The organism is Amycolatopsis sp. A133 (assembly GCF_031082405.1).
Taxonomy (GTDB): domain Bacteria; phylum Actinomycetota; class Actinomycetes; order Mycobacteriales; family Pseudonocardiaceae; genus Amycolatopsis.
In genome coordinates this window covers 374715-398422 of the sequence record NZ_JAVHJU010000076.1, presented here as the reverse complement: position 1 = coordinate 398422, position 23708 = coordinate 374715, and the positions used below count along the sequence as shown (strand labels likewise).

Annotated in this window: 23 protein-coding genes; 13 read left to right on the top strand and 10 right to left on the bottom strand. The window is 70.9% G+C overall.

Going from position 1 to position 23708, the window contains the following annotated elements; all coding sequences use genetic code 11:
* Positions 1-3: 3 nt before the first annotated feature.
* From Q5425_RS45470 to groL, 4 genes are read left to right on the top strand one after another with little or no spacing between them, the layout of a single operon-like run.
* Complete coding sequence (locus Q5425_RS45470; protein ID WP_308678687.1) at positions 4-1041, top strand: amidohydrolase family protein; 1038 nt, start codon at positions 4-6, stop codon at positions 1039-1041.
* A complete protein-coding gene (locus tag Q5425_RS45465) occupies positions 1038-1733 on the top strand; it encodes an iron-sulfur cluster assembly protein (protein WP_308678686.1) in 696 nt (231 codons plus the stop codon). The genes Q5425_RS45470 and Q5425_RS45465 overlap by 4 nt, the downstream gene beginning before the upstream one ends.
* Positions 1730-2755: an NAD(P)-dependent alcohol dehydrogenase gene (locus Q5425_RS45460; protein WP_308678685.1), complete on the top strand. Its 1026-nt coding sequence runs from the start codon at positions 1730-1732 to the stop codon at positions 2753-2755. The genes Q5425_RS45465 and Q5425_RS45460 overlap by 4 nt, the downstream gene beginning before the upstream one ends.
* A gap of 11 nt (positions 2756-2766) precedes the next feature.
* Entirely contained in the window at positions 2767-4458 is a 1692-nt protein-coding gene (gene groL, locus Q5425_RS45455) for a chaperonin GroEL (protein WP_308678684.1), read from the top strand.
* A 76-nt stretch (positions 4459-4534) separates the two neighbouring features.
* On the opposite strand, the gene Q5425_RS45450 is transcribed toward groL, so the two are convergent.
* On the bottom strand, positions 4535-5134 hold the full coding sequence (locus Q5425_RS45450) for a hypothetical protein (RefSeq protein WP_308678743.1): 600 nt from the start codon (positions 5132-5134) through the stop codon (positions 4535-4537).
* Between the two features lie 215 nt (positions 5135-5349).
* Here Q5425_RS45450 and Q5425_RS45445 point away from each other — a divergent pair, with 215 nt between their 5' ends.
* The 4 genes from Q5425_RS45445 to Q5425_RS45430 all read left to right on the top strand — a co-directional run bounded on the left by Q5425_RS45445 (position 5350) and on the right by Q5425_RS45430 (position 8543).
* Positions 5350-5904: a GNAT family N-acetyltransferase gene (locus Q5425_RS45445; RefSeq protein WP_308678683.1), complete on the top strand. Its 555-nt coding sequence runs from the start codon at positions 5350-5352 to the stop codon at positions 5902-5904.
* The gene (locus Q5425_RS45440; RefSeq protein ID WP_308678742.1) at positions 5846-6361 is read left to right on the top strand and encodes a TetR family transcriptional regulator C-terminal domain-containing protein; all 516 of its coding nucleotides are present in this window, start codon (positions 5846-5848) and stop codon (positions 6359-6361) included. The genes Q5425_RS45445 and Q5425_RS45440 overlap by 59 nt, the downstream gene beginning before the upstream one ends.
* A gap of 233 nt (positions 6362-6594) precedes the next feature.
* Positions 6595-7824, top strand: a complete 1230-nt coding sequence (locus tag Q5425_RS45435; RefSeq protein WP_308678682.1) for a DUF222 domain-containing protein — start codon at positions 6595-6597, stop codon at positions 7822-7824.
* Between the two features lie 170 nt (positions 7825-7994).
* Positions 7995-8543, top strand: a complete 549-nt coding sequence (locus tag Q5425_RS45430) for a DM13 domain-containing protein (protein ID WP_308678681.1) — start codon at positions 7995-7997, stop codon at positions 8541-8543.
* Between the two features lie 3 nt (positions 8544-8546).
* On the opposite strand, the gene Q5425_RS45425 is transcribed toward Q5425_RS45430, so the two are convergent.
* Genes Q5425_RS45425 through Q5425_RS45415 form a run of 3 tightly spaced genes read right to left on the bottom strand, consistent with a single transcriptional unit; the run spans position 8547 to position 11856 of the window.
* Positions 8547-9302 carry an SDR family oxidoreductase gene (locus Q5425_RS45425; RefSeq protein WP_308678680.1) on the bottom strand — a complete coding sequence of 252 codons (756 nt, stop codon included), beginning with the start codon at positions 9300-9302 and terminating at the stop codon, positions 8547-8549.
* 11 nt (positions 9303-9313) lie between these two features.
* Positions 9314-10306, bottom strand: a complete 993-nt coding sequence (locus Q5425_RS45420) for an LLM class flavin-dependent oxidoreductase (RefSeq protein ID WP_308678679.1) — start codon at positions 10304-10306, stop codon at positions 9314-9316.
* Positions 10303-11856 carry a long-chain fatty acid--CoA ligase gene (locus Q5425_RS45415; RefSeq protein WP_308678678.1) on the bottom strand — a complete coding sequence of 518 codons (1554 nt, stop codon included), beginning with the start codon at positions 11854-11856 and terminating at the stop codon, positions 10303-10305. The genes Q5425_RS45420 and Q5425_RS45415 overlap by 4 nt, the downstream gene beginning before the upstream one ends.
* Positions 11857-11972: 116 nt before the next feature.
* Between Q5425_RS45415 and Q5425_RS45410 the strand changes: the two genes are divergently transcribed.
* On the top strand, positions 11973-12587 hold the full coding sequence (locus tag Q5425_RS45410; protein ID WP_308678677.1) for a TetR/AcrR family transcriptional regulator: 615 nt from the start codon (positions 11973-11975) through the stop codon (positions 12585-12587).
* A gap of 17 nt (positions 12588-12604) precedes the next feature.
* Here the strand turns inward: Q5425_RS45410 and Q5425_RS45405 are convergent, their stop codons facing one another.
* Positions 12605-13180 (bottom strand): hypothetical protein, encoded by a 576-nt coding sequence (locus tag Q5425_RS45405; protein WP_308678676.1) that lies wholly within the window; start codon positions 13178-13180, stop codon positions 12605-12607.
* Between the two features lie 269 nt (positions 13181-13449).
* Here Q5425_RS45405 and Q5425_RS45400 point away from each other — a divergent pair, with 269 nt between their 5' ends.
* The 4 genes from Q5425_RS45400 (at position 13450) to Q5425_RS45385 (ending at position 17922) form a co-directional block, all read left to right on the top strand.
* Entirely contained in the window at positions 13450-13971 is a 522-nt protein-coding gene (locus tag Q5425_RS45400) for a DivIVA domain-containing protein (protein WP_308678675.1), read from the top strand.
* 62 nt (positions 13972-14033) lie between these two features.
* Entirely contained in the window at positions 14034-15698 is a 1665-nt protein-coding gene (locus Q5425_RS45395) for a RecQ family ATP-dependent DNA helicase (protein WP_308678674.1), read from the top strand.
* Positions 15699-15837: 139 nt separating this feature from the next.
* Complete coding sequence (locus Q5425_RS45390) at positions 15838-17154, top strand: GH25 family lysozyme (RefSeq protein ID WP_308678673.1); 1317 nt, start codon at positions 15838-15840, stop codon at positions 17152-17154.
* Positions 17155-17181: 27 nt separating this feature from the next.
* Complete coding sequence (locus Q5425_RS45385; protein WP_308678672.1) at positions 17182-17922, top strand: D-Ala-D-Ala carboxypeptidase family metallohydrolase; 741 nt, start codon at positions 17182-17184, stop codon at positions 17920-17922.
* Between the two features lie 66 nt (positions 17923-17988).
* Here Q5425_RS45385 and Q5425_RS45380 read toward each other — a convergent pair whose 3' ends face one another.
* From Q5425_RS45380 to Q5425_RS45360, 5 genes are all read right to left on the bottom strand, one after another.
* Positions 17989-18951, bottom strand: a complete 963-nt coding sequence (locus tag Q5425_RS45380; RefSeq protein ID WP_308678671.1) for a helix-turn-helix domain-containing protein — start codon at positions 18949-18951, stop codon at positions 17989-17991.
* A gap of 123 nt (positions 18952-19074) precedes the next feature.
* Complete coding sequence (locus tag Q5425_RS45375) at positions 19075-19548, bottom strand: MarR family winged helix-turn-helix transcriptional regulator (protein WP_308678670.1); 474 nt, start codon at positions 19546-19548, stop codon at positions 19075-19077.
* A gap of 48 nt (positions 19549-19596) precedes the next feature.
* Positions 19597-20208 carry a hypothetical protein gene (locus tag Q5425_RS45370; RefSeq protein WP_308678669.1) on the bottom strand — a complete coding sequence of 204 codons (612 nt, stop codon included), beginning with the start codon at positions 20206-20208 and terminating at the stop codon, positions 19597-19599.
* Positions 20205-21380: an alpha/beta hydrolase fold domain-containing protein gene (locus tag Q5425_RS45365; RefSeq protein WP_308678668.1), complete on the bottom strand. Its 1176-nt coding sequence runs from the start codon at positions 21378-21380 to the stop codon at positions 20205-20207. Before Q5425_RS45365 ends, Q5425_RS45370 begins: the two co-directional genes overlap by 4 nt.
* A 343-nt stretch (positions 21381-21723) precedes the next feature.
* Positions 21724-23364 (bottom strand): beta-1,3-glucanase family protein, encoded by a 1641-nt coding sequence (locus tag Q5425_RS45360; RefSeq protein ID WP_308678667.1) that lies wholly within the window; start codon positions 23362-23364, stop codon positions 21724-21726.
* Positions 23365-23708 lie beyond the last annotated feature (344 nt).

Genomic DNA, 23708 nt, shown 5'->3' with positions numbered 1-23708 from the left:
AAGATGTACGAAAAAGACGGCGAAAAATACTTCGTGGTGGACGCCCACACCCACTTCTGGGACGCGAGCCCGGACAACTGGGTGGAGGGCCAGGAGGAATACGCCAAGGGCTGGATTGAGTGCTTCCACGCCTACCAGGGGCTCGGCCCGAAGGAGACGCACTGGCCGATCGACCGGTTCCAGAAGTACTCCGAGGAACTGATGATGCACGACCTGTTCGAGGCCGGGCACGTCGACCAGGCCATCTTCCAGCCGACCAACCTGCGGCAGTGGTACAAGACGGGCTTCAACACGACCGAGAACGACGGCGCGCTGGCCGAGAAGCACCCGGGCCAGTTCCTCGTCAACACGACCTTCGACCCGCGGGAAGGCGACGCGGGAATGAAGGCTTTCGAGGAACGCGTCAAGCGCTACAACTGCAAGGGCGTCAAGCTCTACACGGCCGAGTGGCTCGGCGACTCCCGCGGCTGGAGCCTGAAGGACCCCGAAGCGGCTCGCTATCTCGAGAAGTGCGAAGAACTCGGCGTCACCAACGTCCACGTCCACAAGGGACCGACCATCTGGCCGCTGGACAAGGACGCCTTCGACGTGTCCGATGTGGACCAGGTGGCCACGAGCTTCCAGGGACTGAACTTCATCGTCGAGCACGTCGGCCTGCCGCGCATCGAGGACTTCTGCTTCATGGCCACCCAGGAGCGCAACGTCTACGCGGGGCTCGCCGTCGTCGTCGGCGGCCTGATGCACGCCCGGCCGAAGTTCTTCGCGAAAGTCATGGGCGAGCTGATGTTCTGGCTCGGCGAGGACAAGCTGATCTTCGGCGCGGACTACGCGATCTGGGAGCCGAAGTGGCAGGTCGAGGGCTTCGTCGACTGGAACATGCCCGCCGACGACGAGCTGTCGGACTTCCCGCCGCTGACCGTCGACCAGAAGAAGAAGATCCTCGGGCTGAACGCCGCGCGGCTCTACGGCATCGACGTCCCGGACGAGCTGAAGCTCGCGGACCCGAAGGACGTCGAGCCCGTCGGCGTGCCGAACCCGTGACCACGCTGGCGACCGGCGCCCGCGCCGCCGTGTGGGCGGCGCTGGGTACCGTCCGGGATCCCGAGCTGGACGAACCCCTCACCGACCTCGGGTTCGTGGCCCGCTGCGAGGTGGGCGACGCGGGCCACGCCGTCGTCCGGCTGCGGCTGCCGACGTACTTCTGCGCGCCGAACTTCGCGTTCCTCATGGTGGCGGACGCCTACGACGCCGTGGCCGGGGTGCCGGGCCTGACCGGGCTCGACATCCGCCTCGACGACCACTTCGCGTCCGACGTCATCAACCGCGGGGTGGCGGCCCGGCAGGGGTTCGTCGCGTCGTTCGAGGGTGAGGCCGTCGACGAGCTCGACACGCTGCGGTACGACTTCGTCCGCAAGGCCGTGCTCGCCGGTACCGACCGCGTCTGCCGGGCCCTGGGCCGGGACCCGCAATCGCTGACGCTCGGCGAAGTCCCGCCGGGCCCGGACCTCGACCGCCTGCGGGCCCGCCGCCGCGAGCTCGGCCTGCCCGCCGGGGACGGCGACCCGCTGCTGCTCGACCCGGCGACGGGGACGGCGGTGTCCGCGGCCGACGCGAAGCGGCACCTCGCCTTCGCACGGCTGACCCGCACGAGCATGGAGGCCAACTCGGGCGTCTGCCGCGGCATGCTGCGCGCGCGGTACGCCCTGACCAGCGACGAGGAGGGCACGGGATGAAGGCCGTGCGGCTGCAGGAGTACCACAAGAACCCGGTGCTCGAGGACGTTCCGGAGCCGCGCGCCACCGGGCCCTTCGACGTCGTGGTCAAGATCGGCGGCGCCGGCGTGTGCCGCACCGACCTGCACATCATCGAAGAGCAGTGGGCGGAGAAGTCCGGCGTCACCCTGCCCTACACGATCGGGCACGAGAACGCGGGCTGGGTGCACGAGGTCGGTCCGGCGGTGACGAACGTCGAGCCCGGCGACACGGTCATCCTGCACCCGACGCCGACGTGCGGGCTGTGCCACGCCTGCCGCGCCGGCGACGACATGCACTGCCCGAACAGCACGTTCCCGGGCATCAACGCCGACGGCGGGATGGCGGAGTACCTGCTGACGTCGGCGCGGGCGTGCATCAAGCTCGACCCGGCGACGCAGCCGTCCGACGTCGCCGCGCTGGCCGACGCGGGCATTACCGCCTACCACGCGGTGCGCAAGGCCGTCCCGCGGCTGTACCCGGGCACGACCTGCGTCGTCAACGGCGCCGGCGGCCTCGGGCACATCGGCATCCAGTCGCTTCGCGCGTTGACCGCCGCCCGCGTGATCGTGGTCGACCGCAACGCCGACGCTCTCGAGCTGGCGTCGACCCTGGGTGCCGACGACACCGTGCTGGCCGACGGGAAACACGTCGAGGCGGTACTCGACCTGACGGACGGCAACGGCGCCGAGGTCGTCCTTGACTTCGTCGCCGAGCAGGGCGCCCAGCAGGACGCCTTCGCGATGACCCGCCGCGCCGGGTCGCACTTCGTCATCGGCTACGGCTCGAACATCGAAATCCCGACGATCGACATCATCTCCACCGAGCGCAACGTCATCGGCAACCTCGTGGGCACCTACAACGACCTGGCCGAGCTGATGGTCCTGGCGCAGGCCGGGAAGGTCACCCTCCACACGAAGAAGTACCCGCTGGACGCCGCGCTCGACGCGCTGGCCGACCTCGACGCCGGGCGCGTGCGCGGCCGGGCCATCCTCACCCCCTAGGAGCACCGCACATGGCGAAGGAACTGCGGTTCGGCCCGGACGCCCGCGACCTGCTGCTGGCGGGCGTCGACAAGCTGGCCGAAGCGGTCAAGTCCACGTTGGGCCCCAAAGGCCGCAACGTGATCATCGAGAAGATCACCGGCTCGCCGGTGGTCACCAACGACGGCGTCACCATCGCCCGCGAGATCCACCTCAAGAACCAGTTCGAGAACATGGGCGCGCAGCTGGTCAAGGAAGCGGCGATCAAGACCAACGACGTCGTCGGCGACGGCACCACCACGGCCACCGTGCTGGCCCAGGCGATCGTCCGCGAAGGCATGCGGGCGATCACGGCCGGCGGCAACCCGGTGCTGGTCAAGCGCGGCATCGACCACGCCGTCGGGCTGCTGGTGGCGCACCTGGAGAAGCGGGCGCACCCGGTGGTGTCCGAACAGGACTACGCGCGGGTCGCGGCGATCTCGGCCAACGACGACGACGCCGTGGGCGCGGTCATCGCCAAGGCCCTGCACACCGTCGGCGACGGCGGGGTGGTGACGGTCGAGGAGTCACCGTCGATCGGGATGGACGTCGAGTTCGTCGAAGGGTTCGAATTCGACAACGGCTATCTCTCGCCGTACCTGGTCACCGACCCGGGGCGGCTGGAAGCGGTGCTCGACGACCCGTACATCCTGATGTGCGCGGAGAAGATCACCAAGGTGCAGCAGCTGATGCCGTTGCTGGACAAGGTGATGCGCGCGCCCCGGCCGCTGGTGGTGATCGGCGAGACGGTCGAGGGCACGGCGCTGTCCATGCTGGTGCACAACCACCTGAACGGCACCTTCCAGTCGGTGGCGGTCCGCGCGCCGGGCTTCGGCGACCGGCGGCTGCACAAGCTGGAGGACCTGGCCGCGATCGTCGGCGGCGCGGTGCTCTCGCGGCAGTCCGGGTTCACCATGGAAACGATGACGCTGGAGCACCTCGGCCGGGCCAAGCAGGTCCGGGTCACCGAGAACCGGACGACGATCGTCGGCGGCGCGGGGTCCGCCGCGGCGGTGGACTTCCGGGTCGGCCAGCTGCGAGCGGAGCTGGAACGCGCGCAGTTCGGCGTCGACGAGGACGTCCTGACCGAACGCATCGGCGCCCTGACCGGCAAGGTCGCGGTCGTCCGCGTCGGCGCGGCCACGCCGGCCGAGCTGAAGGAACTGCAGCACCGCGTCGAAGACGCGTTGTCGGCGACCCGCGCGGCGATGGCCGAAGGCATCGTGGCCGGCGGGGGAGCGGCGCTGCTGCACGCCGAAAAAGCCCTGGAGGACCTGGGGCTGTCCGGTGATCAGGCGATCGGGGTCGAGATCGTGCGGCGCGCGCTGGCCGAGCCGGCGTTCCTGATCGCGCACAACGCGGGCCACCCGGCCCACGAAATCGTCGCGCGCACCCGGGAACTCGGCGACGACGAGGGCTTCGACGCCTTGCACGACCGCTACGGGGACATGATCGCGCTCGGCGTCGTCGACCCGCTGCGGGTGTGCCGCTCGGCGGTGCAGAACGGCGCGTCGGTCGCGGGCCTGCTGCTCACGACGAACTCGCTGATCGCCGAGGAACAGACCCCGTGGGGCGGCAGCCCGGCGCTGATGACCGAGTTCGGCCCGCTGGACGAAGGTCTGCACCAGCCTTCGCCCGACGCCAGCACGCCGCAGTCCCTGGGGATGGGCCCCTCCGTCGGCTGAGTCCCACGTCCGTCAGCCCACGGAGTGCGGAGGTCTTCCCGCCGGTGTCCTGAGCTCCGGCGGGACGACCTCCGGCTCAGGACGCGAGGCCGTGGCGGGCCAGTTCGTGCCCCGCCAGTTTCCCGATGACGTCCCGGTCGCGCTCCCGCCAGCCGGTGGCCGGCGCGCCCACCGAAGCCAGGCGGCCCAACGGCTGCGTGGCCAGTGCCCGCAGGGCCAGGAGGTCCAGTCCTTCGTCGCCGAGGGCCCGCAGCCGCGCGGCCGCCGTGGCGCGGCGGGTGTAGTGCCAGCGCAGCGGCAGCCAGGTGACCACGAGCGCGAGCACCGGCACCGCGATGATGATCGCCGCCATCCACCACGCGAGGTTCTCGACGGCCTCGATCTGCCAGCGGCCCGCGTCCGTGAGCTTGGTCCCGACGTCCGAACCGCCGTGCAGGGCCCTCGCGAGCGCGTCCCCGACGAGCGGGATCCCGTCGGCGGAGTTCGCGGCCGAATCGAACGTGCCGCGCAGGCCGGTGCCCGCGTCGACGAGCCCGTCCCCGGGCGCGCGCAGCTTCATGACCTGGTCGTACACCGAGGTCCCCAGCCACACCGCGAGGACGACGAGCAGCACGGCCAGCAGGTCGCTGACGAGCTGGGCGGTGCGGCGGATCGGCCGTTCGGCGTAGAGCTGCATCATCGGACGCCTTTCGCGGGAGGGAGCGCGGCCACGGCAACTTACCCGCGCGCCTTCGGGGCGAACCGCCGCGGTGGTCTATGACGACGGTCATGGTGTTTTTCGTGTCGCTGTGGTCTCATGGATCTATGACCACTGTCATAGAGGTCGCGGACCGTGAGTGTGTCGCCGCGTTGGTCGCGGCCTGCTCGCCGGACAGTCTCCGGCGCCGGTTCATGATGGGCGGACCCGCCCATCCGGCCGACGTTTTCCAGCGCTACCAGCAGTTTCTGCTCGCCGGACCGCCATCCGGTGTCGCGTTGCTGGCTTGGCGCGGCGGCGCTCCGGTGGGGCTGCTCAACTTCGTCTCGGTGACCCCGGGAGAGGCGGAGGTCGGGATCCTCGTCGCCGACGCGTGGCAGCGGCAGGGGATCGCCAGCGCGCTGAGCCGGTGGCTGTGGGCGTCCGGGCGCTGGCCGGGCTGGACCGTGCGCGCCACCGTGCAGGCCGGGAACACCGGCGCCGAGGCGCTGCTGCTGGCCCAGGGCTTCCGGCCGGTGCCGTCCTACGAGCGCGGCGAACGCGACTTCACACTGGTCGTGCCGGACTGGGCTACCATGACGGACGTCATGAAGGAGGCAGCCGATGACGAGGACACCGCGCGAGCGGATGGTGCTCAGCGCCGCGCAGCTGGTGCGGATCCACGGTGTCGGGGCGACCGGCATGCGGGACGTGGTCGCCCACGCCGAAGCACCGCGGGGATCCCTGCAGCACTACTTCCCCGGCGGTAAGGACCAGCTCATCGCCGAAGCCGTCGCCTGGGCGGGCGACTACGCCGCCCGGCGCGTGGCCCGCGTCGCGGCCAAGCTCGAAGACCCGACGCCCGGGAAGCTGTTCGCGGCCATGGCCGCCCAGTGGCGCGACGAGTTCACGACGGCGGGCTTCGACGCCGGCTGCCCGCTGGTCGCAACGGTGGCCGACACCGCCGCCACCAGCGACAGCCTGCGCGAAGCGGTCGGCAAGGCGTTCGAGGGGTGGCAACGGCCGGTCGCCGCCACCCTCGAGCAGCTGGGCGTGCCCCCGGCCCGCAGCGCGTCGCTGGCCGTGCTGATGCTCAGCGCGCTGGAGGGTGCGATCGTCCTGGCCCGGGCGCACCAAGACGTCGCACCGCTCGACACGGTGGTCGCTGAGCTGCAGCCCCTCCTCGACGGCGCCGTGGATCGCCGCCGCCGTCGCGCTCTGGACTAGCGGCCGCCTCGGGTGCTTTCGGCTTGTTTCTGGTCATCTTTTAAAGATGACGGCTTCGCCGGGGCGTGGGAAATCGGCGCTTGTTTGTGGTTGCTTTGCGTCTTGGTCGGTAGCGCCGATTCCCCACGCTTCGGTTCCTCTGCCGGGGTTTTTGTTGTGGCTGTTCTGGGGTGCGGACACTTACTGCCTGATCGTGTGATTCGGTTCTTCTTGTTTGTTGATATTCTTGATTTATGTCCAGCGACGCGATCCAGCACCCCGATGCGGTGGCCTTGGCCGACCGTGCCGGTGAGCTGCTTGCGTGTATGCGGTCGGCTGAGGCGTCGCTGGGTGCTCTGCTGGTGGAGATCGAGCAGCGGGGTGTCATGGAACTCTTCGGCTACCGGTCGGTCGCTCGCTTGCTGGAGCACCTCGCCGATGTGCCGAGACAGGCTGCCGAACGTACGGTGAAACGTGCCCGGGCCCTCAATGCCGGTCGGACCCTTGATGGCAGTCCCATTCCTGCCGTGGCTCCCGCCACCGGTGTTGCCGCCCGTGCGGGCCGGTTGAGCAATCCGATGATCGACACGATCGTTGATGTCCTGACCCACGTTCCCGTCGAACACCGCGACAGTGCCGAGGAGAACTTGCTGACCTTTGCCGAGGAGGCCGGGCACAAGCAGGTCGCGGCCCTCGGTGCCCGGATCCTGGCTCACCTGGATCCCGATGGTCGGGAACCCGACGCCGCCGAACCGGTCGTTCCGGCTCGTGAGCTGTTTCTGCGCCGTAAGAGAACCGGTATGTGGGAGTTGAACGGGACGTTCGACGACGAAACCGGTACCCGCGCCAGCGCTCTGCTCGACGCCCTCGCCGAGCGCCGCACCACCGACGAGGGCCCCGACTTCCGTACGCTGCCCCAGCGTTACGGGGATGCCTTCTCCGATGCTCTCGACCTGGCGCTGAACTCTCCGGACCTGCCGATGCAGGCCGGTGAACGCGCCCATGTCATGGTCGCGGTGTCGTTGGAGGACCTGAAGAGCGGTGTCGGTCGCGCGACCCTCGGCGACACCGGGGAGATGACGGCCGCGGAGGCTCGGGTGCATGCCTGCGACAGCATGATCATCCCAGCGGTGTTGGGTGAGAAGAGCGAACCCCTCAACCTCGGCCGCCTCCGCCGCCTGATTTCCGCCGGTCTGCGCCGGGCCCTCTTCTTACGTGACCGTGGCTGTGCTTTCCCCGGCTGCCATCGCCCGCCTCGGCATTGCCAGGGTCACCACATCCGGCATTGGGCCGACGGCGGCCCCACCGACCTGAACAACCTGGTCCTGCTGTGCGCCCACCACCACCGGCTGATGCACCGCTCCGGCTGGGAAGTCCGCATCGCCCCCGACGGCCTCCCCGAGTTCCTCCCACCAACCTTCATCGACAAACGCCGAAAACCGAGACGCAACAGCCTCCACGAACCCCTCCCATTCGCAGCCTGAACACGGGAAAGGCCCGCAGCCACACGGCTACGGGCCCAAACCCACGAGCACAAAAATTGACTTGGCCCAGCCCGGCCCCTCCGTAAGAGATCGGTAACCGCTACCGAACCCCACCGGTCGACCTGCCCGGGTTGAATAAGACGCCAACGGACAAACTCGGAGGAAATACCATGAACCGCACCCGGCCGGTGCTTCGCCGCCCCTGGGTCGTCGGCGTTCTCGTGGCGGGGCTCGTGGCGGTCACCGCGGGCCTGTACTGGTTCCAGCCGTGGCAGCTGCTGGTCGACGAGACTGTGCAGGAAGCCCTGCCACCGCAAGCACCGGAGCCGACACAAGCACCGAAGCAAGCACCGAAGCCACCCCCGGAGCCCGCCGATCTCGCGACCGGAACCCTCATCAGCCACGAACACCGCACCGCCGGCACCGTCCGCATCATCCGCGCCGCCGACGGGTCACTCGTCCTCCGCCTGGAAAACCTCCAAACCAGCAGCGGCCCGGACGTGCACGTCTGGCTCACCGACGCCCCGGTGAAACCGGGCAAGGACGGCTGGGGCCTCTTCGACGACGGCAAGTACCTCGATGCCGGCAAACTGAAAGGCAACAAGGGAAACCAGAACTACCCGCTTCCCCCAGGCACCGACCTGACCGGCTACACCAGCGTGAGTCTCTGGTGCGATCGCTTCGACGTCTCCTTCGGCGCCGCGCAGCTGTCCACCTGACCCTCACACCAGGGATGCAGTCAAACCGCCGTCGAGGACGTAGTGGCTGCCGGTGATCCACGTGGCCCGGTCGGACGCCAGGAACGCTGCCACCTCGGCGATGTCCTGCGGTGTTCCGAGCCGGCCCTGCTTGGCCGCGACCAGGTCGGCGAACGGCACCTGCGTTGCCGCTTCGAAGTCCGGGACCAGGCGCTCCACCATGGCCGTGTCCGCGAAACCCGGGCAGACCGCGTTGACCCGCACCCCCGCCGGGCGCATCTCCACCGCCGCGACGCGGGTCAGCTGGATGACCGCCGCCTTCGTTGCGCAGTACGAGCCCAGGAGCGGGCTGCCGCCGATGCCCGCGATCGAGGCTATGTTGACGATGTTGCCCTTCGACTCCAGCAGGTGCGGGATCGCGGCCTTCATCGTCACGAACGTGCCGCGGACGTTGACCGCGAAGATCTTGTCGAAGCTCTCCGTGGACTGCTGCAGCAGCGGCGACGAAACCTCGATCCCCGCGTTGTTCACCAGGACGTCGAGGCCGCCGAGCAGATCGGCCGCCTGCTGCACGGCCGCCTGGACCTGGGCTTCTTCCGTGACGTCGCAGTTGGCGACGCCGGTGGCGCCGATTTCGTCGGCCGCCTGCTTGGCCGAATCGGCGTTGAGGTCGCTGACCACGACCTGCGCGCCGCGTTCGATGAACAGTGCCGCGATCGCCTTGCCGATGCCGGCACCGGAGCCGGTGACAAAAACGCGCTTTCCCTGGAGTTCGGACATGCCGGTCCCTTTCACATCGCGTCGATCTTGGGCAGGATTTCTTCCTTCAGGCGCTTCATGTCGTCGAGGGTCTTCGCCACCGGTACGTCCTGGAACGGCGGCCACAGGAACGGCATGGTCAGCCCGGCGTCCTGGTAGCGCTTGAGCTGGTCGGTGATCTGGGCCGCCGAGCCGGCGAGCAGGTTGGTGCCCTTGCCCATCGGGGACTGGTCCAGGTCCTGGTCGGTGATGACGAACCAGATCATGCTGGCGATCTCGAGGTCGTCGACCGAACGCGGCGTGTCGAGGGTTTCGAGCTCGCGCTGGATCTCGGTGCGCCAGCGCCGGATGTCGTCGGGGGAGTCCTGGATGCCGATCCAGCCCGACAGGCCGTACTTCGCGATGCGGCTCGCGGACCGCTTGGCGTCCTTGAGCCCGCTGAAGAAGATCGGCGGGTGCGGCTTCTGCACCGGCTTCGCGCCGAACCCGCTGCGCTGGAAGTCGGCGAACTCGCCGTGGTACTCGAACAGGTCGTTGGTCCAGATGCCCTGCATGATCTCCAGGGTTTCGCGGACGTGCCGGTGCCGCTTGGGAAAGATGTGCGACGCGCTCGCGGCCGCGAACTCCTCGGGCATCCAGCCCGAGCCGACGGCAACGTTGAGCCGGCCGCCCGAGAGGTGGTCGATGGTCGCGAGCTCCGCCGCGAGGACACCGGGGGAGCGGTAGGGCGTGTCGATGATGCTCATCCCGATGCGCACCTTCGACGTCTTCGCGGCGAGCCAGGGGAGGAGTGGCATGCCCTGGAGGAATTCGCCGCGCGAGGTGACCGGGAGGCCCTTGGGAAACCCCTCGATCATGCCGAAGGAGTGCTGCATCTGCTGGGTGTCCGAAGTTTCCGGGACGATGATCCGGTCGAGCGTCCAGACGGAGTCGAAGTCGAGGTCCTCGGCGAGGGCGGTGAGGTCCCCGAGTTCGGCCACGGTCACCTTGTCGCGGAAGTTCGGCAGGTAGAGCGCGAGTTTCATGGTCGGACAGCCTCCTTGCTGCGTTCGGTGAAGGTCGAGCGGATGTCGGCCTTGAGGACCTTGCCGACGGCCGAGCGGGGCAGCTCCGGCCAGATTTCGAGCTGCTTGGGCGCCTTGACGCTGCCGATGCGGTCCTTGACGAACGCGAGCAGCTCGCCGGTGTCCAGCACCGCGCCCGGCCGGAGCTCGACGACGGCGGTGACGCGTTCGCCCCACTTGTCGTCGGGCAGGCCGATCACCGCGCAGTCGCGGATCGCGGCGTGGGCCATGACCGCCTGCTCGACTTCGGCGGAGTAGACGTTGAACCCGCCGGTGATGACCATGTCCTTGGCGCGGTCGACGATGTGGAGGAAACCCTCGTCGTCGAGGAAGCCGATGTCGCCGGTGTGGTGCCAGCCGTGCGCGGACGCTTCGGCGGTCGCCTCGGGGTCGCGGTGGTAGCCGGCCATCACCAGCGATCCGCGCACGCAGATCTCGCCGCGTTCCCCGCGCGGCACCGGCTGCCCGTCCGGGGCGAGGATCGCCACCGTGACCAGCGGCGAGGGCCGGCCGGCCGACGACAACCGTCCGGTGTGGACGGTGCCGTCGGGACGGCGGTGCTCGGCGGGGGACATCGTCGAGATCATCATCGGGGCCTCGGACTGGCCGAACAGCTGCGCCATCGGCCCGATCCGGTCGAGGGCTTCGGTCAGCCGCGCGGTCGACATCGGGGCCGCGCCGTACCAGAAGCACTGCAGGGACGACAGGTCCGTCGACCCGAGCGCCGGATGGCCGAGCACCAGGTAGATCAGCGTCGGGGGCAGGAACGTGTGGGTCACCCGGTGGCGTTCGATCAGCTCCAGGAACCGCCCGACGTCGGGCTCGGCCATGATCACGACCTCGCCGCCGCGGGCGAGGACCGGGAAGCACAGGACGCCGGCCGCGTGGGTCAGCGGGGCCAGGGCGAGGTACACCGGGCGGCCCTCGAACGGGTAGCTCATCAGCGTGATCGCCGACATGACCTCGAGGTTGCGGTCGGTGAGCAGGACGCCCCTGGGACGTCCGGTGGTGCCGCCGGTGCCGACCAGGGCGACGACGTCGTCGGGCTGGGCGGCTTCGGCTGACGCGTCGTCGCGGGCGGCGTCGAGCCAGGCGTCGAAGCCGGGGGCGACCTCGTCGCCGTCGCCGAGCCGCACCAGCGTCGTCAGCTTCGGCAGCTGCGGGGCGATCTTGCGAACCAGCTCTTCGAAGGCCGGCTGGAAGATCAGCGTGGTGCAGTCGAACAAGTCCAGGAGTTCCGCGTTCTCGGCGGCCGCGTTGCGCGGGTTGATCGGGCACCACACCGCACCCGCCCGGGAGATGCCGAAGACGCAGGAAAACGCGGTCGGGTCGTTGGCCGAGAGGATGCCGACCTTGTCGCCGGGGGTGACACCGGAACGCCGCAGGGCGCGGGCGACGGCCTCGGCGAGCTCGACGACCTCGCCGTAGGACCACGAGGTCCCGTCGAGGGTCAGGCAGGGCGCTCCCGGGTCCAGGGAGGCACCTTTGTGCAGGTAGAAGAACAGAGACATCGTCGTCCCTTCCGACGGCGCCGGCGGCTGGTGACGACCTTGACCCCGATTTGGACGGTTGTCAAGAATTTCTTGGACGATTGGTCAGAGAATGGCTCGGTGGTATCTTCGGTCACGTGACCAGCGCAGCCGTGAGGCGCCGGACCCCGGCCGACAAGTTCGAGGACCGCCGCCGCGAACTCGCCGACGCGGCGCTACTGGCCTTGGCCGACCTCGGCTACGCCCGGACGAGCCTGCGCACGATCGCCGAGCACACCAAGTTCTCGCACGGCCTGCTGCACTACTACTTCGCCGACAAGGTCGAGCTGATCACCTACTGCGTGCGACGGTACAAGGCCGCTTGCGTGAAGCGCTACGAAGGCGGCGTGGGCGAGGCGGCCACGCCGGACGAGCTGGCGGCGGCCTGCGCGGACGGGCTGGCGGAGGCGCTCGGCGAAGCCCCGCTCATGCACCGGATGTGGTACGACCTGCGGACGCAGTCGCTGTTCGAGCCGGCTTTCCGCGAGGACGTCGCCGAGATCGACGACAGCCTCCAGGACATGATCTGGCGCAACGTCAGCGCCTACGCCGGCCTCGCGGGCGCCGAGCCGACGTGCTCGGCGCCCGAGGCCTACGCCCTGTTCGACGGCCTGTTCCAGCAGGCGCTGCTGCGCCACCTCGCCGGCGCGGAAGACGCACTCGGCGATCTCCGGCGCGGCGTCCGGGAGCTGTTCCCCCGGCTGGTCGGCTGACGGGCCCGGAGCCCGCCTCAGGCGGTGTGGATCAGCCCGCGGGCCGCCGCGGCGGCGGCGGTGAGCTTCGTGCCGGTGCCGGTGACGAAGTACATGCCGGCCGGGGTGATGCACTGGACCGTCACGCTGAAGCCCCCGGTGACCGGGCTCGTCATGGAGTCGGTGCACAGCTGGTTGCTCGCCGCGTAGACGTGCGCCAGGGTGTGGGCTTCGTGGGCGGCGTCGGTGAGCGTGGTCCCCATGCCCTCGATGACGACGAGGCCGGCCGGGGGGTTGCACCGGAGGCGCACGCTGAAGCCGCCGAGCTCGGTGTCGCCGGCGTTGTCGGAGGTGCACCTCAGCCCGGCGATGGCGGGGTCCTGGACCAGCGCGGTGGCTTCGGCGAAGGCGTCGCTGAGCGTGGTGCCGAGGCCGTACACGACGCGGTAGTAGCTGCCGTAGCAGCTCAGGGACTGTTCGTAGCCGCCGAGGACGGCCCGGTTGGTGTTGGCGGTGCAGGTATCGGCGGCCTCCGCGACGGTGGGACCGGCCACGGCCGAGCCGACGGCGACGGCGAGGGCGCCGAGCACCCCGAGGCAGCGACGCATGAACATGCTGAACTCCTTCACCGGTAGGGCGCCGCCGGCGGAAACCGGGCGACGCGGTGATCCGTGGTCTATCACCGGTGCGCGCGGGGGTTTCACGGCATTTGTGACGACACGGCCGTCGAGACAGGTGAGGCTCGCCCGTCCACCGGGCGCGCCGGAAAGCGCCGGGCCCGCAGAAACCTGAATCGCGGAGAATTCCACCGAAAGTGCGCTCGGTGGGTGTGGACGAGTGATTTCGGATTGCCGGGCGTCGCGATCTTGCCGACACTCGGGGCATGGAGAACACGGTTTCCGAACCCGAAACAGAACCGGAGTCCGACGTCCGGTTCCCGATCGTCCTGCGGGGGTACGACCGCCGTCAGGTGGACGAATACGTGCGGGTCGCGGAGAAGCGAGTGGACCGGCACGAAAAGGCGCGGCGGGTCGCGGAGCGCCGGCTGGCCAAAGCCCAGGTCCCCGCGCCCCGGGCCGCCGAACCGGACGAAGCCGCCGGGCTGGGCAGGCGGATCGAAAAGATCCTCCAGGTCGCGAAGTCCGAGGCCGCGGAAATCAAAGAGACCGCGCAGCAGGACGCGCGGGTCATCGTCGCCCGCGCGGACGAGGAAGCCGCCGCCATCCGGGCCACCCACCAGACGGTGCTGACCCAGCTGAGCCAGATCGTCGACGCCGTCAACGAGCTGCGTGACCGGATCGGCGTCGAGGCCGAAGCGGAGAGCCCGGCCGAGCCGGAGAGCCGGGCCGAGGAGGAGCGCCCGGCCGAGCCGAAGGCCGCGGACGCCGTGCCCTCGCTCACCTGATCGGTGCACCTCCTCGGGCGCCGGCGTGGTTTCCGCCGCCGGCGCGCGGGTACCTGCGGCGGGTGGCGAGAAGACGCGACGAACTCCAGCGGATCGCGGCGGAGACCTTCGGCTGGTCACAGCTGACCGACGAGCAGCTGGCGGCGATGGAGCAGGTGATGGGCGGGCACGACGTCCTCGCCGTGCTGCCCACCGGGGCCGGCAAGTCGGCGATCTACCAGGTGCCTGCCCTGCTGCTGGACGGCCCGACGCTGGTCGTGTCGCCGCTGATCGCCCTGCAGAACGACCAGATCGAGGGCATCGAGGAGAGCCGGGCCCCGGCGGCCGTCGCCCTCAACTCCGCGCAACGCGCCGCCGAGCGCAAGCACGCGTGGGAGGCGTTGCGCCGGGGCGAGGCCGAGTACCTGTTCCTGTCCCCGGAACAGCTGGCCTCCGACGAAGTGCTCGGCGCGGTCGCGGAGCTCGGCGTCTCGCTGTTCGTGGTGGACGAAGCGCACTGCGTTTCGGGGTGGGGGCACGACTTCCGCCCGGACTACCTGCGCCTGGCGCCGGTGATCGAGCGGCTCGGGCACCCGCGGGTGATCGCGCTGACGGCCACCGCGGCGCTGCCCGTGCGAGCCGACATCGTGACCCGGCTGGGGCTGCGCGACCACCGGGAGGTCCTGGCCGGCTTCGACCGGCCCAACCTGCGCCTCGGCGTCGACCCGCTGCCGAACGACGACGACCGGCACCAGGCCGTCATCACGCGGACGCGCGCGCTGACCGCGGACCCCGCCACCCGCCCCGGGCTGGTCTACGTCACCAGCCGCAAGGACGCCGAAACCTACGCCGGGGAGCTCGCCGCGGAGGGCGTCCGCGCGGCGGCCTACCACGCCGGGATGAAGGCGGCCGACCGCGAACGGGTGCACGAGGAGTTCCTGCGCGGCGACCTCGACGCGGTGGTGGCGACCTCGGCGTTCGGCATGGGGATCGACAAGGCCGACCTGCGGTTCGTCCTGCACGCGTCGGCGCCGGACTCGCTCGACACGTACTACCAGCAGATCGGCCGCGCCGGCCGCGACGGCGAACCGGCGGAAATCACGCTGTACCACCGGCCCCGGGACCTGGGGCTGCAGAAGTTCCTCACCGCGGCGAAGGCGCCCGAACAGGCGCTGGCGGAGGTGGCCACCATCCTCGCCGGGCGCGACACACCGCTGAAACCCGCCGAGCTCGGCAAGGAGGTGACCGTCTCGGCGGCCCAGCGCACCAGGGCGGTCAACCTGCTGGAGCAGACGGGTTCGGTCGGCGTCACCGCCGACGGCCGCCTCGAATACCGGGATCCCGAAGTCGACCCCGGCCAGGCCGTCGAGCAGGGCGTCGAGGCGGCCGAGGCCCACCAGCGGCTGATCCGGTCCCGGATCGAGATGATGCGCGGCTACGCCGAGACCACCGGCTGCCGCCGCCGGTTCCTCCTCGGCTACTTCGGCGAACAGCTCGAGCAGCCCTGCGGCAACTGCGACACCTGCATCGCCGGCACGGCCGGGGCGCAGTCGTCCGACGGCGCGGCGTTTTCCGTCAACAGCGCCGTCGAACACGCGGAGTGGGGCCACGGCGTTGTGATGTCCGCGGACGACGAGACGGTGGTCGCCGTGTTCGACGACCACGGCTACAAGACGCTGTCGGTGCCCGCGCTCGGCGAACACGGCCTGCTCACCGCCGTCGACGGCACCGACAGGCGACGGAACTGACCCGAGCCCGCGCGGGCGTCCCGGCGGTGTCCCACGGTGGTGAAGTTCTCGCTGGTCCGAGGGGGTGGAACCGTCCCGGCGTCCCGAGTCGGACCCCGAAGGGCGACCGGCGGGAGGGGCCGCTGCCAGCCTTCTCGCCATGCAAAGACTCGCTCTGGCCGTCGCGGTGCTGCTGGTGTTCCCCACCGCCGCAGCCGCGCACGCGGCCGAACCCGTTGCGGTGTGCGGGCACACCACCGCCCAGCCCACCCTGGCCCAAGGAGCGACCGGCACCGCGGTCGCCGAGGCCCAGTGCGAACTGAACCTGGCGACCAAGGCCAGCCGGTACACCCCGATCGGCGCGGACGGCTCCTTCGGCGCGGCGACCGACGCCCGGGTGCGCGTGTTCCAGCGGTGCGCCGCGGTGAGCGTGGACGGCCGGATCGGGCCGAACACCTGGGCCGCGTTGAACTCGTGGGCCGCGCGGCCGCGCAAGTGCGCCACCCAGGGCACGGCGGACACCGCGCAGGCCGCGGTCTGCGGCCTGTCCACGGCCCGCCCGACCCTGCAGCGCGGGGCCACCGGCACGGACGTCGAAGAGCTCCAGTGCCGGCTGAACCTCGCCATGGAGCCGGGGCACTACCCGCCGCTGACGGTGGACGGCGACTTCGGCGACGGCACCCGCAACCGGGTGATCCAGTTCCAGCACTGCGTCAACGCCAGTGCCGACGGGGTCGCCGGGCCCACGACGTGGGCGAAGGTCGCCGACTGGTCCGGCCGCAACACCTACTGCACGCCGCCGAAGCCCGCCGGGCACCCGATCGACGGCGTGGACACGGCGAAGTACCAGCACCCCGGCGGCGCGCCGATCAACTGGGGCGCGGTGAAGGCGTCCGGTGTCGAGTTCGCGACCGTCAAGGCGACCCGCGGCCTGAACACCACCGACGACTACCTGGCCACGGACCTGCCCGCGGCCCGCAACGCCGGCCTGGCCGTGGGGCCGTACCACTTCTACACGGGCACGGCGGCCGGCACCGGCGGCGCGCAGGCGGACCGGTTCATCGCCGCGGTGCGGGCCACCGGCTACACCGGCAAACGCGCCGGTGACCTGCCGCCCGTGTTCGACCTGGAGTGGAAGGACGACGGCTCCGGCGGCTGCCCGCCGTACGTCACCGTCGCCGACGCCAAGGCGTGGCTGGACAAGGTCCAGGCGGCGTTCGGCCGGACCCCGATCATCTACACCCAGAAGTCGTTCCTGGACGCGTGCCTGGGCGGCACCACGGCACTGTCCGCCTATCCGATGCAGCTCGCCGACTACCGGCAATCCGTCACGCAGCCGGCGCTGCCCGCCGGGTCGAAGACCTGGCTGATGTGGCAGTACACCGACGCGGCCATCCCCGACGGCATCCCCGCGCCGGCGACCGGCGACGTCTTCAACGGCACCCAAGCCGACCTCGACCGGCTCGCCAACCGCTGAAAGATCCCCTGCCAGGAAAGGACGAGAATGAAACTCCCCATGAGCCGTCGCACGGTGCTGCGCGGCGCGGTGGTGCTCGGCGCGACCGCGGCGGCCGCCCCGCTGCTGCTGTCCGGCACCGCCCAGGCGTACCCGTGGTCCCGCACCCTGACGCAGGGCAGCACGGGCGCCGACGTCACCGAACTCCAGATCCGCGTCGCGGGCTGGGCGGCCGACTCGGCCAGTCACAGCCGGGTTTCGATCGACGGCGAGTTCGGCCCCGGCACGGCGGCGGCGGTCCGCCGGTTCCAGGCGGCCTACGGCCTGGGCGTGGACGGCCAGGCCGGCCCGGCCACCCAGGCCGCGCTCAACGCGCTGGAGCAGAGCGACGGGTCCACCGCGCACTTCAACTTCAGCGAGTTCACCGACCGGGTGAGCGGCACCTTCAACGGTGGCAAGGTCAGCGCGGCCACGGCCCGGGAGAACGCCCGCCGCTGCATGTACAAGCTGGAGGCGCTGCGCAAGAAGCTCGGGAACAAGGCGATCACGGTGAACTCCGGGTTCCGCAGCATCGCGCACAACGCCGAGATCGGCGGCGCCAGCGACAGCATGCACCTGTACGGCACCGCGGCCGACCTGGACGTGCCGGGCGTGGCCAACAAGACCGTCTACCAGAAGGCCGAGACGTGCGGGTTCTCCGGCCTGGAGACCTACAACACCGACCACCAGCACGTGGACAGCCGGGCCGACCTCGGCCGCGCGTGGTGGTGGGAGAACGGAACGGTCTGACCGGCGAGCTGGGGGCCTGACGCCGGAAACCCCGGGGAAACCCAGGGATGCCCCGGGGTTCCGGCGTCAGTGCGGCTGCGGGGTCTCCAGGGCCGCCGAGCAGGCCGGCCAGTCGTGGAAGTCGTGGTGCACGCTCCACAGGCGGTGTGCCGCGTCGATGTTCCAGACCGGGTCGAACGCCCGCCGCGGCGTGCCGCCCAGGTCCAGCAGGCGGGCGTCGGAGATCTGGAAGACGCCCCAGTTGCGGCTGCCGTTCGTGTTCGGCAGCACCCACAGCGGATCGAGGAACGAGGCGCAGCGGGCGATCGCGACCGCGGTGTCCGGCGCTTCGGTGAACACGGCCCGGATCCGCTGCTCCACCACGGCCGCCGACCAGGTCGCCATGCTGGTCCGGTGGTCGTACAGCGCGTTCTTGGTGGCCTCGTCGACCACACCGCGCGCGGGCAGGCCGGCCAGCACCTGGAACGCGGTGACCCGGCGCAGCGTCTCCGGGCCGAACGAACCGTCGACCGACAGCCGCCCCTCGGCCGCGACCAGCAGGTTCTGCACCTCGGTGACGCACTCGTCGTGCTGGCCCATGCTCACCGGCGGCTCGCAGGCGGGGGAGAACAGCATCCGGTCGGCGTACCGGCCGGTGGCGGGCACGGACCCGTCGGCGGTGAGCCAGACCAGCCCGCCCGTCACCAGGAGCACGACCGCGACGGCGACCGCCAGGTACCCGCGCCGGCGTGGTGACGGCGCCCCGTCCGCACCGGTCGCGGCCGCGGGCTGCTCCGCTTCGTCAACCCGGCCGGCGTCGGCCAGGGCCCACAGCTGGTGCAGTTCGCGCAGTTCTTCCGTGGAGGCGCCGCAGACCTTGGCGAAGGAGTGGACCACGCGGTAGTCGGCGGGCACGCTCTTGCCCGAGCAGTACCGGTGCAGGCTGGAACCGCTGGCCCCGGCCTGCTTGCCGAGCCGTTCGTAGCCCTGTCCGCTGCGGTCCTTCAACATGCGCAGGTAAGCGGCGAACTTGTCCGTGTGCAGTGCCAAAGTGACTCCGAACACCTCGCTCGGCAGCGGATGACGGACGGAAACTAACACCGTCCCGCCGCACTCCGGGCGGAAACTGACGGATTGCGCCACTCGGCCGAGCACGGTCCTGCGCACGGGTGCTCAGTCGTCGCCGGCCGCGCCGAGGTGGGCCCGCTGGTGCTCGGTGATGTCGACGAGCCGGTGCTTGAACCGCTCGTACTCGTCGTCGCCCAGGCGTTCGGCGTGCCGCCGCTGGATGTCCGCCATGATCGCGTCCGCCGCCCGCATCTGGGCGAGCCCGCGTTCGGTGGGGCAGACGAGCTTCGCCCGGCGGTCGCGCGGATCGGGGCGGCGCCGGACGTACCCGAGCGATTCCAGCTCGTCGATCAGGATCCCGACGTTCTGCTTGTACTGGCCGGAAAGCTTCGAAAGGTCGGTCGCCCGCACCCCGTCCGGGTCGAGGTAGGCGAGCACGGCGCCGTGGCGGGGCTTCAGGTCGCCGAAGCCCCGCTCGGCGAGCGTCGAAAACAGCTCCCGCTGCACGGCGAACAACAGCCGGCCCGCGAGCACACCCAGGTCGGGATCCGTCGCGTTGCGCTCCGCCCGGGTGACCATCCGCCGCTCCTCGTTCCTCGCCCGCCGGCCTCACCTTAACGATCGGCGTCAGCGGCGCCCGAGGTCACGCCCCAAGTCCTCGCGCAGGTGGACTTCGACGAACACCCGCAGGTAGGGGTCGTTCGCCAGTGCGTCGAACGCGTCCACCAGGGACCGATCCGGTTCGGCGGTCAGGTGCACGATGCGCCAGAGGTTGAGCGGGGCACCCTCCGGGCCGGCCACGGAGTGCTCGACGTGGAAGAGCGGCTGGCCGGCGCCGGCGGTGAAGACGCGGCCGTCCGGTGCCTCGAAGCGTCCGGCGCCGATGAAGAACGCGCGCCGGTGCTCGTGGTCGAGGCGCACGTGCTCGATGATCGTCGCGAACCGCTCGGGGTCGGCCCACAGCCGCTGGTCGGACACGCGGGTGAAGTCCTCGAAGCGGCCGTGGCGCACGCTTGGGAACTTCTCGGCGCTGCCCGCCCGCACGACCGTCGGGATGTACTTGTCCGGTGCCGCGGCCTTGCGCACCTCCATGTCCCACAGCCGGGCGCCGGTGTAGGCGAACGGCGGCCGGACGTCGTAGCGGTCGTGCAGGACTTCGTTGACCGGCACCGGCGGGAGCTCCAGCGCCGTCGTGCCGGGCGCCGCCCACGCCTGCTCGAAGATCGCTTCGTGGTTCACGCCTGCTCCCGCCCGGTGACGGCTTCGCGGATCCAGCCGGTGACTTCCCGCCAGACGGGGTGGCCCGGCGACACGACGTCGAAGTGGGTGCCGCCCTCGACCTCGACGTAGCGGGCGGTGCCGCCCTCGGCGGTGACCTTCTCGGTGTACCGGCGGCTCCATTCGGCCGGAACGGCTTCGTCGGCGGTGCCGTGCACGGCCAGCACCGGGACGCCGGCGCCGGCCAGCTCCAGCGGCGACGTCCAGGCGTAGTGCCCGGGCCGGTCGGCGACGTGCCCGCCCACCAGCAGCGGCAGGATCCCGTCGCCGACGGCTTTCGCGACCGCGGGCCACACTTCCGGCCGGGCGGGCTCGGGCGCGCCCTTCGGCGGCTCGGCGGCGGGGTCGGCGAGGACCTTGCCGAAGCCCGCCGCGTCGGCCGCCTGCAGGTCGAGCGCGCCGGCCAGCTCGACCAGGCCGATCGGGGTGATCTTCGGGTGGGCGCCCGGCGCTTCCGGGGGCAGCGCCCCGCGGTGTGCGGCCCACGTGGCCAGGTGCGCACCCGCGGAGTGGCCGAGCAGCACCACCCGGCCGGTGTCGAGCGCGGGGTCCATGCCGTCGAGGGCGTCGATCGCCGCGGCGACGTCGAGGAACGTGCCGGGCCAGCCGCCGCCCGGCTCGCCGATCCGGCGGTACTCGACGTTCCACACCGCGTGGCCCCGGGCGACGAGGTCGTCGGCGACGTCGGTGAGCTGGCGGCGGTCCCACATCGCCGTCCAATAGCCGCCGTGGACGAGCACCACGACGGGGAACGGCCCGTCGCCTTCCGGCAGGTACAGCTCGCCGACCTGCGAGGGCCCGGGACCGTAGGCGACGGTGCGGACCCGCCGGGCGCCCTCCTCGGCGTCGTCGTAACGCACGCCGCGCTCGGCACCCACCAGTGAGCCGATCGTGGCGAAGAAGGCCCCGATCGCGGGCAGGTTGGCGCCCTTGGCCTTCGACTCGTCCCAGGCGGCGTCGTCGGTCCACTCGACGAAGTCCAGCCACGTCCGCTCGTCGAGGCGGACCAGGCGGGCGGCGAGGAAGCCGCGCCGGTCCTCCCGGAAGGCCGCCACCATGCCCGGGCGCGCGGCCAGCATCGCCGCCGTGTTCTCCGGGGCCACGGTGAAGGTGGTCAGCTCGATGACCGACATCGTCCACTCCTCGTTCTCGGGTGCAGCAGTAGTCCAAACTCATGATAGTCATAAATCTGGACTATTTTCGAGGTGTGGCGAGTGGCGGTGGCGAATAGGAGGCAGGTCAGCAGGGAGCGCGCCGGACGGTGTCCGCGTGTCAGGCGATCGGGGCTGGCCGCTTCACCCGAATGAGCGCAGGGCGACGGCTTCCGGCCCTGGCGGCGAGGACTTCCGCCGTAGGAGACTGGCGGCAAGTCACGGGGATCGGGCTGCGGCCTGAGCGCTGGTGGCCCAGGTTCGCGGCCCGGTTCAGACCAGAGCCCGCCGCGAATCGCCCGCCCGCGGTGGTCCGGGCACGGCGTCAGCGGGTGAAGGTGAACCAGTTGACGTTGACGAAGTCGGCCGAGCTGCCCGAGAACGTCAGGTAGACGTCGTGCACGCCGGTCGCCGGGCCGACGATGTTGGCCGGGACCGTCTGCCACTGCTGCCAGCCGCCGTTGTTCGCGAAGTCGATTTCGGCGATGACCGGTCCCGACACGCTGTCCAAGCGCACCAGGAGCGCGCCGCTGACCCCGGCGGCCGCACCCGAGGCGAGGCGGGCGGCGAACTGGCGCGGCGAACTCGGCCCGAAGTCGACGCGGGCGTACTTCAGCCAGTCGCCGTTGGCGATCCAGCCGACGTCCACCCCGCCGCCCGTGTCGCCGCACGACTCGTTCTGGGTGCCGCTCTGGGCGTTGTACGCCTCCGCCTGGATGGTCGAGTACGCACTCGTGCCGCCGGAGCCGGGCGGGGTCGTGCCGCCGCCCGCGCCCGGGCCCAGCGACACCGTCCACGACGTCGGCGCCGGGTCCTGGAGGTGGCCGTCGACGGGCTGGGCGCCGGTCGGGCCGACGTCGTCGTAGGGGAAGGCGTAACCGATGGAGGCGTGCTGGTGCACCAAGCGCGCGTAGTGGTTGGTCGTGGCGTCCCTGTAGTACTGCGCCGGCGCGACGCCGTCGGGCTGGTTGCCGCCGCCGGCCACCAGCAGGCTGCTGCGGTTCAGCGCGGCGGCCAGGCGGGCGGCCACCGCGCCCCGTGCGTCGCCGCCGGAGTTGTACAGCGGGCCGCTCGCGCAGCCGAAGATGTCGGCCGCGCTCGGCTTGGTGAACGGCACGCCGTTCGTGTTCAGCCCAGCGAACACGATCGCGTCGCCGTTGACCGTGCCGGTGTAGGAACCGATCGCGCCTTGCCCGTTGATGGTCAGCGGCGTGGTGCGGTAGTGGTCCCAGACGGCGTTGAGGTAGTTCGTCCAGTAGCCACCGAAGTCGACGGGGGAGTGGCCGGGTGCGAGCACCCGCACGACCTTGCCGGAGGCGTCGGTGACGACCAGCCGGTCCCACGGCGCGCCGTCCGCGTTGTGCTGCGCGCGCAGGCCGTCCGCGATGTTCCCGAGGGCGCCGTCCGGCAGGGGGCTGACCGCCTGTGCCCCCGCCGCGCCCGTGGTGGCCATCGACACCGGCAGTGCCACCATGTCGACGTAGCTGATGTTCGCGTAGAGGTTGGCGCTGTTGTAGGTGAACTCGCAGAACGTCCAGTTCGTCTGCCAGTTGGGGTCGGCCGCGGTGAGGCCGGGCTGCACCAGCCCGGGACCCGGGTTGACGAAGAACTGGAGCTTCCGGTCCACCGAGAACCACACGCGGCCGCCGATGACGTAGTCGGTCAGCGTCACCGTGACCTGGGCCCCCGAGCCGGTCAGCGGGATGGCGTAGTCCGGGACCGGCGTCACCGGCGACGACGGGTTGGGCAGCCGCTGGAACCGCCCGTCGGCGGTGACGAAGCCGGGCCACCCGGAGCTGTCCGCGCCGCTGATGTAGGCGTAGACGGTGCCGGAACCGGAGTTGTTCTTCAGGGTCAACGGCAACGCCGCGGCGGCACGGGCGCGCGGCGCGGCCAGGGCGGACCACAGCGGCGCGCCGGCCGCGGCGACCAGGCCCGCGGTGACGAAGGTACGCCTCGACAGCATGGCACCTCCTCGGGGAAGGCGGTGGTATGGACCAATCCGCCGGGTGGGTGGCCGAACGGTAGGTCCGCCCACCCGCGCGGTCAAGACGCGCCGCGGCGGGTGAGGTACGAAAGTCCCGCGAGTGTGCCCTTTCGGAGCAACTGCCGTCGTCGAGCGGATCACCGTGCCGTTCCTCATCTGCCACGGCGAGCGAGACCGGGTTCTCCGCCGCTCGGGGCCCCGGGCCCGGGCCCGGGGCCCGGGGACCGACCAGGGTGTCTCCCTGGGGCGAACGGGCCCCGCCGGGGGCCACGCTGAATCCCGAGCGGCGAACCCCGCCGCTCGGGACACCGAGGAGTTGCCGA